This window comes from Chitinophaga sp. NPDC101104 (assembly GCF_050277495.1).
In the GTDB taxonomy this organism is placed as follows: domain Bacteria; phylum Bacteroidota; class Bacteroidia; order Chitinophagales; family Chitinophagaceae; genus Chitinophaga.
Window position 1 is genome coordinate 632,075 of record NZ_JBNNSF010000002.1, and the last position, 17,254, is coordinate 649,328.

The following is a 17,254-nucleotide window of genomic DNA, read 5'->3' on the forward strand; positions in this document are numbered from 1 at the left end:
TAACACCATCGCCCCCCGCCAGCCCCCAAATCCGTATTTTCCATTATTTTTCCGTTTCTTAGCAGCGGAACATTCATATTTAAAATTATGCAGCCGGACCAAGCTTTTAACAGATTATTGCAGATTATGGACGACCTGCGGGAGAAATGCCCGTGGGACAGGAAGCAGACCATGCTGACATTGCGGCAGCTGTCTATCGAAGAACTGTATGAACTGGCCGATGCCATCACCGACGAAGACTATAAAGGCATTAAGGAGGAATTGGGCGACCTGCTCCTCCATATCGTGTTTTACGCCAAAATCGGTGCCGAAAAGCAGCAATTCAATATCACCGACGTCATCAACGGCGTTTGCGAGAAGCTCATCGCCCGCCATCCGCATATTTACGGGGACGTGAAAGTGGAAAATGAGGACGAAGTGAAGCAGAACTGGGAAAAGCTGAAGATGCGGGAAGGGAAGGAATCCGTGCTCAGCGGCGTTCCCCGCAGCCTGCCCGCGCTCGTGAAGGCGATGCGGCTGCAGGACAAGGCCCGCCAGGTGGGCTTCGAATGGGAAAACCGCGAACAGGTCTGGGCAAAGGTGGAAGAAGAAACCACCGAGCTCATGGAAACCGTGGAAGCCAACGATAAAGACCGCATGGAAGCCGAATTCGGCGACCTGATGTTCGCCCTGGTCAATTACAGCCGCTTCCTGGGGATCGACGCCGAAAACGCCCTGGAGCGCACGAACAAGAAATTCATCCGCCGGTTCCGCGGCATGGAGGAAATGGCCGGCGCTCAGGGCCGGAAACTCACCGATATGGACCTCGCCGAAATGGACGGCCTCTGGAATAAAATCAAGGAAGGCGAATAACAGACATGCTGGATATCAAGGAAATACGGCTATTCTTCCTGCGGAACGGCTACCTGCTCATCATCGCGGCCTGGCTGTTCACTTTCGCGTTCCTGTTCAATAACTACTGGAGCTACTATTCGTCCCCCCACGGCGTCCAGCGCAGCCTGGAAAGCGATATCCGCAGCCGGCAGTCCGATTTCCGGGAACTGACGGCAGACACGGCCATCGTCAACAGCCTCTTCCGCGGCGATTACAGCCGCCAAACCCTCGAACAGACCTACGGCGAAAGCTACCACCTGTTCGCCTACGACTCCGCCGATACACGGATGCAACTCGTTTTCTGGAGCACCAACACCGTGGAGCCCCCCGCCCCAGAAGCCACCCGACCCGGGGCGAGCTTCCGCAAAATGGCCAACGGCTGGTACGTGGTCCTCAACTACCGCGTGGCCCCGGGGAAATGGCTGGTAGGGCTGCTTCCCGTCAAAGAGGAATACGCCATCAACAACGATTACCTCGGCGCATCGTTCTACGGAAGGCCCGCCATCGGCCCGGAATACACCATTCAGCCCAAACCGCCCGGCCTTCCCGTGGCAGATATGGACAAGAACATCCTGTTCTTCCTCCATTACGACCCCAACAAGACGGAAGCCGCTCCCAGCCTGGCGAGCGTGCTGCTGCTCACTTTGGGCGTCATCTGCGTGTTCATCTTCATCAATCTCTTCGCCTCCCTCATGGCGCGCAAGCTCACGCCCATCTACGGGTTCCTCTTCCTGTTCGTGGTCGTGCTGTCGTTCCGGATACTTACGTATTTATATCCCTTCCCCATAGACCTGGGCACGCTGAACCTCTTCCAGCCCACGATCTACGCGAAAGACGATGTGTTCAAATCCCTGGGCGACCTTTCCCTCAACGTATTGTTCACGTTCTGGCTCATCCTCTTCTTCCGCCAGCACGTGCGCACCATCCACCCGCCCGTGCTGCGGAAAAAGTGGCAGGGATGGGTGATCATCGGCGCCGCGGGCCTGGGCATGTTCATCGCCGGGCAATTCCTCCTCGATCTCATCCGGAGCCTGGTGATCGACTCCAAGATCTCGTACGACGTAACCAACTTCTTCTCCCTCAACGAATACAGCGTGATCGGCAGCATGAGCCTCGGTTTCATCGCCATCAGCTTCCTGTTCTTCTCCCAGATCGTCAACTATCTGCTTAACCAGCTCACCGATTTCCAGTATAAAACGAAATACATTTCCCTGGCGCTGGTGGGCCTCATCTGGCTCGCGTTCCGCTACAACCTGCCCGATTTCAGCGCGTCGGTAGTGCTGATGCTCTGGCTGCTGGCTTATGTGGCCATCCTCGACTGGCTGGAGAACCGCTTCAGCAACGCTTCCGCATCGCTGCCGTTCATTATGTGGATGCTCATGATGACCGTCACCACCTCGGCGGTGCTCGTTTATTACAACAACCAGAAAGAGCTGGGCACACGCTTGCGCGTCGCCGAAAACCTGTCCAAACAGCGCGATCCGTATATGGAAACGCTGCTCAACGACGCGGGCGACCGGCTCGCCAGGGACCCCGACGCACAGGCGTTCTTCCGCCAGCCTACCCGCGAAGGCCGCCGCAAGCTCGATGCCTTGCTGCGCGAGAAATACTTCGCACGGTATTTAAACCGCTTCAACGTTCTTTTCTATACCTACGACGCCGAAGGCGAAATCCTCTACAACAACGAAGGCGTGCCGTTCAACGATCTGCAGAACCGCATCATGGGCAACACCCTTTCGCATGTGTTGGGAGAAGACCTTTATTACGACGAGCGCAGTTTCCGCGATTACAGCTACATCGGGAAAAAAGAATATATCGGTGGAGAAGGGCCGATGGGATACCTTTTCTTCGAAGTCCGCTCGGAGCCCGAGATCGCGCAGCAGGACAGGCTGTACCCGGAACTGCTCATCGACGGTAACCGCCTCGACGGGCAGGAGAATACCGACCAGTATTCCTGGGCGGTGTACGACAAGATGCTGCTGGTCACCAATCACGGCAGTTTTCCGTTCAAGACCCGTCTCGGTGCCGCGGAAACGCCCGTTACGGATGTGGTGTATGAGGATGACGGCGGGTATTCGCTGCTGTATTACAAAGCGTCGAAAGACAAGCTGGTGATGGTGGTGAAGAAAACCCGGATTTTCCTGGAGTTCATCACGCTGTTCGCTTATATGTTCTGCCTCTTTTTGCTGATCATCGCGATTTACAGCCTGGTGGATCTGCTGGTGAGGGCGCGGCTGCAGGTTGCCAGCCTCAGGGCGATGCTCAATCTCAGCATCCGTACCAAAGTGCAGACTACGATCATCTTCGCCGTTGCGTTTTCGTTCCTGGCGCTGGGGCTCGCTACCATCCTGTTTTTCATCAACCGGTACCGGGCGGAGAATGCGCAGAAGCTCAGCGAAACGGTGCAGAGCATCGGGAAAGACATGGAGGAAGTGTTTTACAACCATCGTCAGTTCGACGAAATGGGCATGATCTACGATTCCATTTTCTCTTCCCGGTTATCGGTCGCCGTGGGCGATATTGCGCGGGAACATAATGTAGACATCAATATTTACGATACGGGAGGGCGGCTCCAGCTCACTACGCAGCCGTTGATGATCGAGAAGGGGTTATTGAGCCCGGGGATCAATCCCATGGCGTATTACGAGCTCGCGCAGCGCAGCCGGATACAGTTCATCCAGGAGGAAAAGATCGGGCGGATGCGGTACATCAGCAGCTATGTGCCCATGCGCAGCCAGGGAGAAGTGTTCGCGTATCTGAACGTGCCCTACTTCGCCACGGAAAACGAATTGCGGCAGCAGATCTCCACTTTCCTGGTGGCGCTGATCACGATCAATGCATTTATCTTTTTGATGGCGGGCATCCTCGTGCTGCTGATCTCCAATACCATCACCAAATCCTTCTCCCTCATTACCGAAAAACTGCGCAGCGTGAACCTCGGCCAGCATAACGAAGCCATCAGCTGGGATAATAACGACGAGATCGGGCTGCTGGTGAACGAATACAACAAGATGGTGCAGAAGCTGGAAGTGAGCGCCGCCATGCTGGCCAAAAGCGAGCGGGAGGGCGCCTGGCGCGAAATGGCCAGGCAGGTGGCCCACGAGATCAAGAACCCGCTCACGCCCATGAAGCTCAGCATCCAGTACCTGCAACGCGCCATCGCCAACGATTCGCCCGATGTAAAGGCGCTTTCGCGGAACGTGGCCAACACGCTGGTAGAACAGATCGAGCACCTGAGCAACATTGCGTCCGACTTCGCGGCGTTCGCCCATATCACGAAAGTGAACAACGAAGTGTTCTCGCTCAGCGAAGTGCTGCAATCCCTCACATCGCTGTACATGAGCAGCCCGGAATGCCATATTTACTTCGGCCGGCAGGACAAACCTTACCTCATCGACGCCGATAAAACGCAGATCAACCGCGTATTTACGAACCTGCTGCAAAACGCCATCCAGGCCATCCCGGAAGGGCAGGAGGGCCATGTAGCCATCAGCATGAAGGAAGAAGGGCCGCATTGGGTGGTGGTGGAGGTGATCGACAACGGTGCCGGCATCACGGCGGAAGCGCAGGAAAAGATCTTCGTGCCCAACTTCACGACCAAATCTTCGGGCACGGGGCTGGGCCTGGCCATGAGCAAGAACATCGTGGAGCAGGCCGGGGGCGAGATCTGGTTCAGGACTTCCCCGGGCATGGGCACCACTTTCTTCGTAAGGCTGCCTTTGGTGGCCGACCAGCAAAACCTTCCGTACGCATAATCCCCGCATCCGTACAACATTCCCTGCAGGGAACGGGTTTACCTTGCAGTATGCGCCCACATCCCCTGATAGAAGAAATTTTGGGAATTTACCGCGCCCCGCTGGGCAAGGATTACGACCGTTACCGCAACCATGCGCACCGGGTGTACCTGGCGTGCCGCCAGCTGGACGCCGATCCCGCCCGGGAACGGCAATACGCTATCGCCGCGGCGTTCCACGACATCGGAATCTGGACGGCCGGTACGTTCGATTACCTGCCGCCTTCGGTGCGGGAGAGCCGCAGTTATTTGCTGGAACACGGGCTGGGGGCGATGGCGGATGAAGTGGAAGCCATGATCCTCTGGCACCACAAAGTGAGCCGGTATCCAACTGTCCGCTGGCCTTCGGTCGAGATTTTCAGGCGGGCGGACTGGATAGACGTTTCCCTGCAACTGAAGACGTTCGGTATCCCGAAACCCGTGCTGGCGGCCCTGGTGAGGGCATATCCGTTGCTGGGCTTCCATGGGTTCCTGCTGAGGAGGGCGTTGCGGCACTTCCTGCGGCACCCGCTGCGTCCGTTGCCGATGTTCAGGAGGTGAGCGGGGGCGCCGGAAAAACAAAAAGGGCCTACCCACCGGGCGGCCCTTCGAATATTTTTTGTGTCTTGTTGCGGGCGTAAACTACGCTTCCGGCGTAACCACGAAGCTTTCGCGGATTTTTTCCAGCAGTTTGGTCTGGATCATCTGTTCTGCGAGCACGATCATGTTGGAGAAAGCGCGTTCGCCGGAGATGCCGTGGCCGATGATAACGGGCTCAGACACGCCGAGAACGGGCGTACCGCCATATTGCTCGAAGTCGAAACGTTCGAGGTATTCGTCCTTGATATTGCGCCTTACGGCGATGTCATGGAACGATTCTGCCAGTTTGAGGACCACGTTGCCGGTGAAACCTTCGCAAACGATCACGTCTGCGGTGTTTTTGAAGACATCGCGGCCTTCTACGTTGCCGACGAAATTGATGAGGGGATTTTCCTTGAGGAGGGGATAGGTAGCCTGCGCGAGGAGGTTGCCCTTGCCTTCTTCTTCACCGAGGTTGAGGAGGCCTACTTTCGGTTTGTCTTTCCCCAGGATGTATTTGGAATACAGCGATCCGAGGATGGCGAACTGAACGAGGTTCTCGGGTTTGCAATCGGCGTTGATGCCCACATCCAGCAGGAGGCCGGTAGAACCGTCTTCCCGGGGAAGGATGGTGGAGATGGTGGGCCGTTGGATACCTTCGATGACCTTAATGGAATAAATGGCGCCTACCATCATGGCCCCGGTGTTGCCGGCGCTGATGAAAGCGTCAATCTTTTTGTTTTGAAGGAGATGAAAGCCGATGGAGATGGAAGAATGCGGCTTTTCTTTCAGCGCCTTGGTAGGATGTTCATTCATCCCGATTACCTGGGATGAATGAACAACGGTATATCTTGACTGGTCTAACGCTGCTTCTGCGAGGAGGGGTGTTAAGGCCTGCTCATCACCAATCAACATCAGATGTGCGTCAGATGCTTTGCTTAAAAATAACTTAACTCCTTTTACTGCTTCTGCGGGGGCATAGTCGCCACCCATCATATCAAGCCCGATTCTCATGAACTGTGTTTTGTCTGTGTGCTCGGGGGTAAAATTAGTAAAAATTATTATTTAGCAGCAGCTTGTTTTTCCAAAACAACTTTTCCTTTGTAGAACAGTTTGTTCTCTACCCAATGAGCACGGTGTCTCAGGTGCACTTCGCCGGTAGCGCTGTCGGTGCTTAAAGTTTCAGCAAATGCCTTGTAATGAGTTCTTCTCTTAGCTGATCTTTGTTGCGAATGTCTGCGTTTAGGATTCGGCATCTTATTTAATTTTTAAAATTGAATACGTAGTTGTTAATTATCTCTGAACTTTTCCAATCCTTTCCAGATCGGGTTGGTCTGCTGATCGCCCTGTTGTTTCATTTTTTCCAACATCTCGAGGACTTTCGGATCGCACCCGCTTTTCCCGCTGGCATCATCCGGATGGATGCGCTGCATGGGAATGGCCAGGTTGATGAACTCGTAAATGAAGTCGGCCACGTTCAAATGGCTTTCCGTACGGCTGATATAAGTCACGTCCGGATCTTCGTCCGCGTTCATCTCTTCCGGGTTGTCCACCAGCTTGATCACCTGGTTGAAATCGTCCCAGAGCTGGAGCTCGAATGGCTGTCCGCATCTGTCGCAAGTCACCGTCAATTTACCCCCCACTTCAAACTTCAGCAGGAAAAATCCCGCTTTCTTGTCCAATTGAAGGTTGACCGTGGCGTGACAATTCGAAAAGTCCGGCTCAGCACCCAGCTTCTCGAAAAAACTGTCGTCGATCTGATATTGGAATGTATGCACCCCTGGCGTCAGACCTACAAATGCTATGTCAAATTCGCGGAGATGCTTCATATCAAAATCCTCCCTTTTAGAGGGATGCAAAGGTAAACAAATATTTCCAAAAGCAAAAATTTCATACTTTTGTTGATGCACAAGCCCTTTTTATATATCAAATTATATAAAAATATCAGATATTTACAGTTAGCTAGTTGCGTCAAATTTTACTAACTTCATTTGCGCGCGCATCAACATTTTTTGCAAATGCCTTATGAAATCCTACAGTTCCCCCTATTCCCCGGATGATATGTCACAAAAAGGCAGAATAGGCCGGAAACAGCCACCGAACTCACTTACCATTGCCCCGCCCAACATCGGGGATACCCCCTCCATATTCGCACTTTCCATCGCCGTATTCCTCCGCAGCACCAACGCCGGCGTACTCGTCACCGATGAACGCCACCGCTTCGTCTGGGGGAACGACCAGTTCATGGACGTTTTCCAGGCCGGGAAGTACAAAGGTAACCAACTCGACCAGACATTCCGGGGCATGATCGCCTATTTTACGCCGCAAGTCTATGATGCTGACTCGTTTGAGTTGAAAATGAAAGAGTTACGGAAGAAGCGGAAACCCTATTTCGGGTGGGAGCTCCCCTTCCGCAACGGCAAAATCTACGAAATCAGCTACATCCCCGTGTACGACGGCCCCCGTTTCGCCGGCAGCATCTGGCAGATCGTAGACGTAACCCGCCACCGCCACGCCGATGAAGAGCTACGCCGCGTAGACGAGAAATACCGCGTCATCCTCGACAACCTCAACGCCGCCCTCTGCGAAACCGACCTCGAAGGCAATATCGTAAAGGTGTACGACAGCTTTTGCCGCCTTTCCGGATACAGCGAAGAGGAACTGATCGGTTATAACATCACAGACATCTTTGTGCCCGAAGAAAACCGGGAATATGCCCGCAACCTGCGGCGCTACCGGGTAGAAAAGAAAGTGGCCTTATTATATGATATGGAAATCGTGCTGAAGGATGGCTCCCGCAAATGGGTCATCGCCAGCTCGGGGAACATTTACGACCGCGACGGGAAAGCCGTCGGCGGAGTGGGCATTCATATGGACATTACCCCCCAGAAACAACTGCAGCGCGAGCTGGAATTGGCCAAACAGGCCGCCGAAGAAGCGCAGCGGACCCAAAAGGAGTTCCTCGCCAACATGAGCCACGAAATCAGGACGCCCCTCAACGCCATCATCGGCATGGCCCACCTCCTGGAAGAAACGGCGCTTAACGACGAACAGAAGGAATACATCAAGATACTCAAGCATTCCTCCGGCATCCTCCACGGCCTCATCACCGACATCCTCGACATTTCGAAGATCGAAGCCGGGAAACAGGAAGTGCATCCCCGGGAATTCGACCTCCGCGAGCTCGTACAGAGCATGAAACATACCTTCCAGATGAAACTGGGACAACGGCCCATCCAGGTGACCCTGGAGCTGGACAAGCGCATCGATTCCCTGCTGATCGGGGACGACATGCTGTTGAACCAGATCCTCATGAATTTGTTAGGTAATGCGGAAAAATTCACGAAAGAGGGAGAAATTGCCATCAAAGTGCAGCTGGAAGACGTCCAGGGCAACGCACTCTGGCTCCGGTTCCAGGTTTGTGACACGGGGATCGGCATCCAGGCAGACAAGCTCGAGCTCATCTTCCAGAACTACAAACAGGCGGAGAAAGACATCCGCGAGCGATATGGCGGCACCGGCCTCGGCCTGGCCATCGCCAAACAGCTGGTAGAGCTCCAGGGCGGGCGCATTTCGGTGGACAAGGGAGGAGAATACAACACTTGTTTTACCTTTACGCTCCCGTTCATCGACACCCGGCGGCCATTGGCGAGGCCCGGCGGGCAGGACGCGGAAAACAAATACGCCCGGATCGATTTCGGGCAGGCCAGGGTGCTGGTGGTGGAAGATAATCCCATGAACCTCAAGTACATCCTCAGCCTGCTCGAAAAATACAAGATCAACCACCAACTGGCCACCAACGGCCCGGACGCGCTGTATTTCCTGGAGTCGCGGCAGTTCGACCTCGTGCTGATGGACATCCGGATACCGGGGATGGACGGCTTTGAGCTGGCGCGCAAGATCCGGGAAGACGAAACGCGGCCCAACGTGGCCACGCCCGTGATCGCCACCACGGCCACCGCCATGCCGAGCACGCTGGCGTTGGCACGGAACATCGGCATCACGGAGATCCTGACCAAGCCCTATACGCCAGACCAGTTATTGCAGGTGCTCAACAAGTACCTGAACGAAGACGAAACCGAAATCATTATGGAAGTGCAAAATATAAGCGGATACGAATTCAACCCGTCTCTGGACGTAAAATACCTGAATACGCTGTACGAAAGCAACATCGGGTATGCCATCGACCTGTTCGACATATACGTGCTCACCATTCGTGAAGAACTCGCAAAGATCAGGAAAGTGGCGGATGCGGGCGATTGGGACACGCTCCGGTTCCAGGTGCACAAAATCAAGCCCAACTTCTCCATGGTAGGGCTGACCTGGATCACCACCAAACTGGAAACCATGGAAAACCTCCTGCGCAACAACGAAAACCTCGATACCCTGCCCGCCTTGCTGGGCGAGATCGTGGAAGAGGTAAACGGTTTCTTCCCCATCATCGAAAAAGAATTGCAGAACATGCAGGCCTTCATGGCCCGCGGCGGCCAGATCTAGTTGAACTGCTCCAGCGCATCTTTCACGTCGGAATAATAACTTCCGCCGAAAAGGTTGAGATGCACCAGCAGCGGGTACAACTGGCAAAGCGGCAACCGTTCCTGCCAGCCCTGCTCCAGCGGATGGATGGCCTGGTAAGTATAGTAGAATCGGGTATCGAACCCGCCGAACAGGCGTGTCATAGCCATGTCCATCTCCCGGTGCCCGTAATAAACGGCCGGGTCGAAGATGCAGGCGCGGCCGCCGGAAGACACGAGGAAGTTGCCGCTCCAGAGATCGCCGTGCAGCAATGCGGGCGGCTCTTCGGGGAACAGCTCCGGCAGCCGGCGGCAAACGCTTTCCAGCCGTTGCATGAGGGAGCTGTCGAGCCGGTGCGAATCGTACGCCATTTTCGCCAGGGGCAGGAGCCGGTTCATGGCGTAAAAAACGGCCCAGTTCGAATAAGGGGTGTTGTATTGCTTGATGGAGCCGATGTAATTGGAAGCAGGCAGCCCGAACCAGGGGCTTGTCTGCTGGTGGAGCCTCGCCACCGAAGCCGCGAAATTTTCCCAGAAATCCGGCGCCGCGGCGCCCTTCTCTACGTATTCAGTGACCAGGAAAGCACGGTTGCCGACGGTGCCGCTGCAAACGGGGCGGGGAACGGAAATCACTTCCGCCTGGCGCAATTCTTCCAGTCCGCACAATTCCCGCGCAAACATTTCAGGGTGTTTTACCGCATCGTTCAGCTTGAGGAAATACCGGCCCTGCGACGTATCCATGCGAAAAGTTTCGTTGATGTCTCCCCCGTGTATCCGCTCTGCGTGAATAATCTGTAATTTCACGGATAGTTGCAGGTGCCTGGTGAGGGACTTTTCAAGTTCCTGTTGAATGCTAAAGTCTAACATGTTCCTTTCTGCTTACACTAAAAATGGAAAAAGAATACCGGTTCGGAAAACCACTGATATCAATAGCCGTTGGACTGACGTGCATCGTCCTGCTGAGCTGGGCGGTCTCTTCGGACGGGTGGCTGGCAGGGATCTACTTTCATAGGTGGTACGATTTCATGAGTACCCTGTTAAGAAAATTGTTCGGTCGATTCACGGGCAGCATAGGCGATGTAATTTACTGCGTTTGGGTTATAATCGGCATTATTTTTTTGCTAACGACGATCTGGCGGCTATTTACCGGCCAGTGGAAAGCGTTGGGATACGGGCTCCTCAAAGCCGCGGCCTCCCTCTGCTGGCTGTATTTCACCTTCCTGCTGTTCTGGGGCGCTCATTATCAGCGCTCCAGCATGGTGAAAGACCTCGGCTTCTCCGTGCAGCCGTACACGAAAGCCGACCTGTACCTCCTGGCCGATACGCTCGTTCGCCTCACCAACCGCGACCGCGCGGAACTGGACGCACTGCCCGCTCCGCCAGACACCCTGCCGAGCCATGTGTTCGCCGACGCGGCAAAGGCGTATGACCTGCTGTCAAAAGACTTGCCGGAACTGCGGTACGCCCCGCCCTCCGTGAAAAGGTCCATGTTCGGGAAATACCTGAATTATCTCGGGGTAACAGGCTACCTGAACCCCTTCACCAACGAAGCCCAGGTAAATGTGACGGTCCCGGCGTTCCAGGTGCCGTTCGTGACCTGCCACGAGATCGCCCACCAGGTGGGTTTTGCGCCGGAAGAAGACGCCAACTTCGTAGGGTACCTGGCCGCAAGCCGGTATCCCGACCCGCGGTTCCGGTACGCCGCGAATTTCGAAATGCTGCTGTATACCATACGGCGACTGGCACGGCGAGACCCGCCGCTGTCGCGCCTCGTATGGAACAGGACGCATCCCGGCATACGGGCGGACGCGCAGCGGATCATGGATTTTTACAAACAGTTCGAAGGCCCGATAGACGATTACTCCGCCGTCTTCTATGATTCCTACCTCAAAGCCAACAATCAGCGCCACGGCATCCGGAGCTACAGTGAAGTGGTAGGCTGGCTCATGTCGTATTACCATATCAAGTGAACGGCGGAGCGCCGCTTCAATGGCCGTGCCGGCAATCGTACGTGATCGTGGTGGCAGTGATCGGTATGGTCGCGAAATTACCGTTGTAGCCATGCCTGCTGAAATCAGCTTCCACCGGCAACCCGAATTGGTTGTACGATTGCACGGAAATGGAATTGTTCACGCTGTAATCCCTGTCCAGGAACTGCCAGGCGGGATGCGTGCCGCGCAGGTTGGCCTTGTTGTCGTAGGTAAAAGTTTCCGTGGAGCTGGTACCGTTCGATTCCCGTACGATCTTTTCAAGATTCCCTGCGCTGTTGTACGTGTAATACGCCGTGACGAATGTGGCGAGGCCATAGAAGTCCGTGGATTTGATGATCCGGTTCCTGCTGTCGTATGTATACGTCGAAACATTGCCGACATACAATGCTTCCGCATGCGGCGGCGGCACCGGGATGCCGGGGCCGATGTAGCCGAACGAATAAGTGGTGTCGGTGACGATCCGGTTTTTCGTATCGAAATGATACCGGTGCCAGATTTCGAAATAGGGATTGGGCGCTTCATAGACGCCATAGAAATCTGTCATCCTGCCTTTACTGTCATATCCGAAAAAGTGGTTGGGCGCGCCCGTGCCTACGGAGCCGCGGATGATGCTTTTGGGATCGCCTTTCTGGTTGTAGGAAAAGACGAGCGAATCGCCGTTGTTCAGGCCCCCTTTCATCTTCACGATTTTGCAACCGCGGATCACGGGATACATTTCGTTGTACCGGTGGCAACCAGTGAGCCAAAGACTGGTGGCGATGATCAGTAAACAGATCGGGTTAGGGATGAGTGGTTTCATATGCATTGTTTTAAGGGTTACTTACAGGGAAATCCGAATTCGGCATGCGTGAACAGGCATGCAAGCATCAGTGAAGTTGCGTTCATAGAAAACTTTTGAAGGTTAATGACTACAGTGTAGAGGTATGCGGTAACAGGGAGGTGTGATGACGGGTTAACAGGAAGTGGCTTGGGGTCTTGTCTTCTACGCTAAATCTTCAGTAAGATGTTATAATGGGCCGGGCTATTGTATTCAAACATTGTACTGGCTTCCTGAAAAAGAGCTTAGCGAATATAGATAAAATCATCTTAAAACAATAGCCGTGATGGGGATTTATGGCTATTTAAAATTTATTCGGGGGACGATATAAGACTGACTGCTATGTGGTTGCAGGAATGAAGGGGCGGCGATGGTGCTATCGCCGCCGCCGGGGTATCAGTTCATCATCAGCACGTTCACGCTGCGCTGGAGGATGTTGAAAGCGATTTCGGCCATGAGGTTTTCGCGGTCGAGGGTGGGATTTACTTCCGTGATCTCGAAGCAGCAGATCTTGCGGTGCTGCATGAATTTGGAAATAAGGTCTTCGGCTTCTCGCTCGCGGAGGCCGTTGCTCACGGGGGTGCCGGTGCCGCGGGAGATGGAGGCGTCGAGGCTGTCCACATCAAACGAAACATAGATGTACTCGCAGTCGTGGAGATAGCGGAACACGCTCCTGGCCACGGCTTCGGCGCCTTTGCGGCGTACTTCGTTGGTGGTGATCACTTTCATGCCGTATTTGCGGATGAGGTGATCTTCTTCCTTTTCGTAATCGCGCAGGGAGATGAAAACGATATCTTCCGGGAGTACTTTCGGGGCGATTTTGCCGATGTTTTTCAGCGCGCCCCAGAGTTTCACGGTGTTGTCGTCTACTTCATGCACTTTATTCTCGATATTATCTTCCGCGATGGAAGCGGCGAGCGGCATGCCGTGCATGTTGCCCGAAGGCGTGGTGTAAGGGGTGTGAAGATCGGCGTGCGCATCGATCCAGATCACGCCCAGTTTGGCTTTGGGCCTTGCGAGCTTGAGGCCGGCGATGGTGGCGCCGGCGGTGCTGTGATCGCCGGAGAGCACAACGGGGAACCAGTTTGCCTTCACGGTATCGCAAACGGATTTGCTGACCCGTTCATACATGTTGATGGTGCCTTTGATGCGCTTGGCGTAGGGGGATTCGATCGGTTCGAACAGTAATTTATTTTCCGTCTCGATTTCTTCCGTGGGGAAGTGGACGAAAAAATTGCTCATGAAATCGAGTGCTGCAATCTTGATCGCGTCTACTCCCAGGCTGGCGCCGCGTGTGCCTGCGCCGATTTCGGATTTGACTTCAATGATCTTGATGTTTTTCATACATTGTTTTGGTGTGGGCCGCTGAAGCGGGCAATCAGCCGAGGATGGTCCTGCCGATCACGATGCGCTGTACTTCAGACGTGCCTTCATAGATCTGTGTAATTTTCGCGTCGCGCATGAGGCGCTCTACGTGGTATTCTTTCACGTAACCGTAACCGCCGTGTACCTGTACTGCCTCTGTGGCTACCCACATGGCGGTTTCTGAGGCGAACACTTTGGCCATGGAGCCGCTGAGGGTATAGTCGAGATGGTTATCCTTTTCCCATGCTGCGCGGAGGCAGAGGAGGCGGGCGGCTTCGATCTTGGTGGCCATGTCTGCCAGTTTGAACTGTATGGCCTGGTGCTGGGAGATCTCCTTGCCGAAGGCTTTCCTTTCCTTACTGTATTTCAGGGCCAGTTCGAACGCGCCGCTGGCGATCCCCAAAGCCTGGGAAGCAATGCCGATACGGCCGCCGCCGAGCGTCTTCATGGCGAACTTGAACCCGAAACCGTCTTCCCCGATCCGGTTTTCTTTCGGCACCTTCACGTCCTGGAACATCACGCTATGCGTATCGCTTCCGCGGATGCCGAGTTTATTTTCCTTCGCGCCGAGCGAAATGCCGGGCGTATTTTTTTCTACGATGAGGCAGTTGATGCCTTTGCTGCCCAGCTCCGGATGCGTTTGCACCATCACGAGGTATACGCTGGCCGAATTGGCGTTGGTGATCCAGTTCTTGGTACCGTTCACCAGGTAATGATCGCCTTTGTCTTCCCCGATGGTCCGCTGCGATGTGGCGTCAGACCCCGCTTCCGGCTCGCTGAGCAAAAATGCGCCGATGATCTCGCCTTTGGCCAGCGGCACGAGGTATTTCCTTTTCTGTTCTTCCGTTCCGAAAGTTTCCAGTCCCCAGCAAACCAGGGAGTTGTTCACGCTCATCACCACGGAAGCGCTCGCGTCGATTTTCGAAATCTCTTCCATCGCCAGCACGTACGAAACCGTGTCCAGCCCGGCACCACCATATTCGGGGCTCACCATCATGCCCAGAAACCCAAGCTCACCCAACTTTTTGACCTGCTCCGCCGGGAATTTCTGCTGCTCGTCGCGCTCGATCACGCCCGGCAGCAATTCATTCACCGCAAAGTCCCTCGCCGCTTTCTGTATCATCAGATGTTCTTCCGTTAACTGAAAATGCATGTCAATTGAATTTTTGATAGTTGATAGGTGTTTACAAACCTATTTTAAATTAGGCATTCAAAAAAATCAGTGCAGCAGAATTAAAAGCCATCCCGATTTTCCCCCGAATCGTTGAATATTTTAACAGAAACTCCCCCCGTTTATTGGGGAAATCCTAAACCAACTTGTCTGCATGTCAGAAAAGTCTATTATTTTTGTAGGATGATGGCAGTGAATCTAACCAACTACCGCCAGGTGCAGGAAAAGCTCCAACCCTTTCACGCACAGCTGGTAGCCGTATCAAAAACCAAACCTGCCGGATCTATCCAGGCCCTTTATGATGCCGGCCAGCGGATATTCGGCGAAAATTACGTGCAGGAAATGGTGGAAAAGGAAGGCCTTCTCCCCAAAGACATTCAATGGCATTTCATCGGCCATCTTCAATCCAACAAGGTGAAATACATCGCTCCGTTCGTGAGCATGGTGCACGGGGTCGACAGCCTTAAACTGCTCCAGGAGATCAATAAGCAGGCCGCCAAAAACGGCCGGGTGATCGATTGCCTGCTCCAGGTGCATATCGCTACCGAGGAAACGAAGTTCGGGTTGAACGAAGCGGAGCTGAACGCCCTGCTGGAAAACGCCGCCGGCTTGCCCAACGTGCGCATCGCCGGGCTCATGGGCATGGCGAGCAATACCGACGACCTCGCCCAGGTACGCCGCGAGTTCCGCCAGCTGAAAGCATTGCAGGTGGCGGTGGCAGACCGGTTTTTCAAAGGAACGGACACCTTCCGCGAACTGTCTATGGGCATGAGCGGAGATTTCGAAATAGCCCTGGAAGAAGGCAGCACGCTCGTCCGCATCGGCAGCCTGCTCTTCGGCGCCAGGAATTATGCATAAAAACAACAACATGAAAAGGACCTTATTGATAGCCGCCGTTGCGTTCAGCGCCTGCACGCCCACCCGGCAGGCGGGCCTCACCAAAGGCCCCTGGCAGGCGCAGCTGAACCGCGCAGACGGCGGACAGATCGTATTCAACTTCGAGGTGGCCGACAGCGCCGGTTCGCAGATCATTTACGTCACCAATGCCGGCGAAAGGATGCGGGTAGATGAAGTGAACATGGAAGGCGATTCCGTTTTCATCCGCATGCCGTTCTTCGATTCGGAATTCAAAGCCGCGGTATACCTCAACGGCAGCCTGAAAGGGAAATGGATCCGCCACCTTGCAGATAAGGACGTAGACATCGATTTCTATGCGCAGCCCGGCAAATCCGACCGGTTCGCGGTTACGAAACCCGCTACCCGCAACATTTCCGGCCGCTGGCCCACCTGGTTTTACGATGAGCCGGGGAAAGACAGTTCTTTCGCCATCGGCGAATTCTCGCAGCAGGGCAGCCAGGTAACCGGCACGTTCCTCACTCCGTCTGGCGATTACCGTTATCTCCAGGGCGTGGTGGACGGGGATTCCCTTAAACTTTCGACGTTCGACGGCTCGCACGCCTACCTGTTTACCGCGCATATCGAAAACGACTCCACGCTCAGTGGCGGCCGCTTCCTGGCAGGCATCACTGCCAAGCAGCAGTTCAGCGCGCGGAAAGACAGCTCGGCCCGCCTGCAGGACGCTACCACGCTCAATACCGTGAAAATGCCCGGCACCAAGCTCGACTTCAAATTCCCTGATCTCGACGGCAAGCCCGTATCCATCCAGGACGAGCGTTTCAGGAACAAAGCCGTGATCGTTCAGGTTTCGGGATCGTGGTGCCCCAATTGCATGGACGAAACCGCGTACCTGAGCGAATGGTATAAAAAGAACAAGGACAGGGGCGTGGAAATCGTGATGCTGGCGTATGAGCGCACCACCGATTTCGAGAAATCGAAGAAGGCCGCGGAAGGTTTCGCAAAGCGGTTCGACGTCACCTGGCCCGTGCTCATTACCGGCGTAACGCCTGCCGATCCGCAGAAAACGGAGAAGACGCTGCCGCAACTGACGGGGCTGAAAGGCTTCCCGACCACCATTTACCTCGACCGGAGCGGCAAGGTGGTGGAAGTGCATACCGGGTTTAACGGCCCGGGTACGGGAGAGCACTACGAAACCTATAAAAGGGAATTCAATGCATTGATGGACAGGTTGTTGGATTGATGCAAACCAAACGAATAAAAGGAGGACCGGGCGCATGGGGCGCCCGGTTTTTTTGTGCCGGAGCAGTCGGAAAA

The 17,254-nt window shown here is 54.6% G+C and carries 14 protein-coding genes; 7 read left to right on the plus strand and 7 right to left on the minus strand.

The features are described from left to right. Positions 1-87: 87 nt before the first annotated feature. Genes mazG through ACQKLP_RS21275 form a run of 3 tightly spaced genes read left to right on the plus strand, consistent with a single transcriptional unit; the run spans position 88 to position 5,206 of the window. A complete protein-coding gene (mazG, locus tag ACQKLP_RS21265; RefSeq protein ID WP_427324971.1) occupies positions 88-852 on the plus strand; it encodes a nucleoside triphosphate pyrophosphohydrolase in 765 nt (254 codons plus the stop codon). A gap of 5 nt (positions 853-857) precedes the next feature. Continuing rightward, on the plus strand, positions 858-4,628 hold the full coding sequence (locus tag ACQKLP_RS21270) for an ATP-binding protein (protein WP_427324973.1): 3,771 nt from the start codon (positions 858-860) through the stop codon (positions 4,626-4,628). 50 nt (positions 4,629-4,678) lie between these two features. Continuing rightward, complete coding sequence (locus ACQKLP_RS21275) at positions 4,679-5,206, plus strand: hypothetical protein (protein WP_427324974.1); 528 nt, start codon at positions 4,679-4,681, stop codon at positions 5,204-5,206. Between the two features lie 81 nt (positions 5,207-5,287). Here the strand turns inward: ACQKLP_RS21275 and plsX are convergent, their stop codons facing one another. Genes plsX through ACQKLP_RS21290 form a run of 3 tightly spaced genes read right to left on the minus strand, consistent with a single transcriptional unit; the run spans position 5,288 to position 7,053 of the window. Then, a complete protein-coding gene (plsX, locus tag ACQKLP_RS21280) occupies positions 5,288-6,238 on the minus strand; it encodes a phosphate acyltransferase PlsX (RefSeq protein ID WP_427324975.1) in 951 nt (316 codons plus the stop codon). A gap of 47 nt (positions 6,239-6,285) precedes the next feature. Then, entirely contained in the window at positions 6,286-6,480 is a 195-nt protein-coding gene (gene rpmF, locus ACQKLP_RS21285) for a 50S ribosomal protein L32 (RefSeq protein WP_109698752.1), read from the minus strand. Positions 6,481-6,513: 33 nt separating this feature from the next. Continuing rightward, entirely contained in the window at positions 6,514-7,053 is a 540-nt protein-coding gene (locus ACQKLP_RS21290) for a DUF177 domain-containing protein (protein WP_341840623.1), read from the minus strand. Between the two features lie 232 nt (positions 7,054-7,285). Between ACQKLP_RS21290 and ACQKLP_RS21295 the strand changes: the two genes are divergently transcribed. Next, positions 7,286-9,721, plus strand: coding sequence for a PAS domain S-box protein (locus ACQKLP_RS21295; protein ID WP_427324976.1), 2,436 nt, complete (start codon positions 7,286-7,288; stop codon positions 9,719-9,721). On the opposite strand, the gene ACQKLP_RS21300 is transcribed toward ACQKLP_RS21295, so the two are convergent. After that, complete coding sequence (locus tag ACQKLP_RS21300) at positions 9,718-10,605, minus strand: fructosamine kinase family protein (protein WP_427324977.1); 888 nt, start codon at positions 10,603-10,605, stop codon at positions 9,718-9,720. The genes ACQKLP_RS21295 and ACQKLP_RS21300 overlap by 4 nt on opposite strands. A 23-nt stretch (positions 10,606-10,628) precedes the next feature. Between ACQKLP_RS21300 and ACQKLP_RS21305 the strand changes: the two genes are divergently transcribed. Beyond that, positions 10,629-11,708, plus strand: a complete 1,080-nt coding sequence (locus ACQKLP_RS21305) for a DUF3810 domain-containing protein (protein WP_427324978.1) — start codon at positions 10,629-10,631, stop codon at positions 11,706-11,708. Between the two features lie 16 nt (positions 11,709-11,724). Here ACQKLP_RS21305 and ACQKLP_RS21310 read toward each other — a convergent pair whose 3' ends face one another. The 3 genes from ACQKLP_RS21310 to ACQKLP_RS21320 form a co-directional block, all read right to left on the minus strand. After that, positions 11,725-12,528, minus strand: coding sequence for a hypothetical protein (locus tag ACQKLP_RS21310; RefSeq protein ID WP_427324979.1), 804 nt, complete (start codon positions 12,526-12,528; stop codon positions 11,725-11,727). Between the two features lie 414 nt (positions 12,529-12,942). Further along, positions 12,943-13,890, minus strand: a complete 948-nt coding sequence (locus tag ACQKLP_RS21315) for an arginase (protein ID WP_126249084.1) — start codon at positions 13,888-13,890, stop codon at positions 12,943-12,945. Positions 13,891-13,924: 34 nt separating this feature from the next. Next, entirely contained in the window at positions 13,925-15,064 is a 1,140-nt protein-coding gene (locus ACQKLP_RS21320) for an acyl-CoA dehydrogenase (protein ID WP_427324980.1), read from the minus strand. Positions 15,065-15,268: 204 nt separating this feature from the next. Here ACQKLP_RS21320 and ACQKLP_RS21325 point away from each other — a divergent pair, with 204 nt between their 5' ends. After that, positions 15,269-15,940, plus strand: a complete 672-nt coding sequence (locus tag ACQKLP_RS21325) for a YggS family pyridoxal phosphate-dependent enzyme (protein ID WP_427324981.1) — start codon at positions 15,269-15,271, stop codon at positions 15,938-15,940. A 10-nt stretch (positions 15,941-15,950) separates the two neighbouring features. Beyond that, positions 15,951-17,180: a TlpA disulfide reductase family protein gene (locus ACQKLP_RS21330; RefSeq protein WP_427324982.1), complete on the plus strand. Its 1,230-nt coding sequence runs from the start codon at positions 15,951-15,953 to the stop codon at positions 17,178-17,180. Positions 17,181-17,254 lie beyond the last annotated feature (74 nt).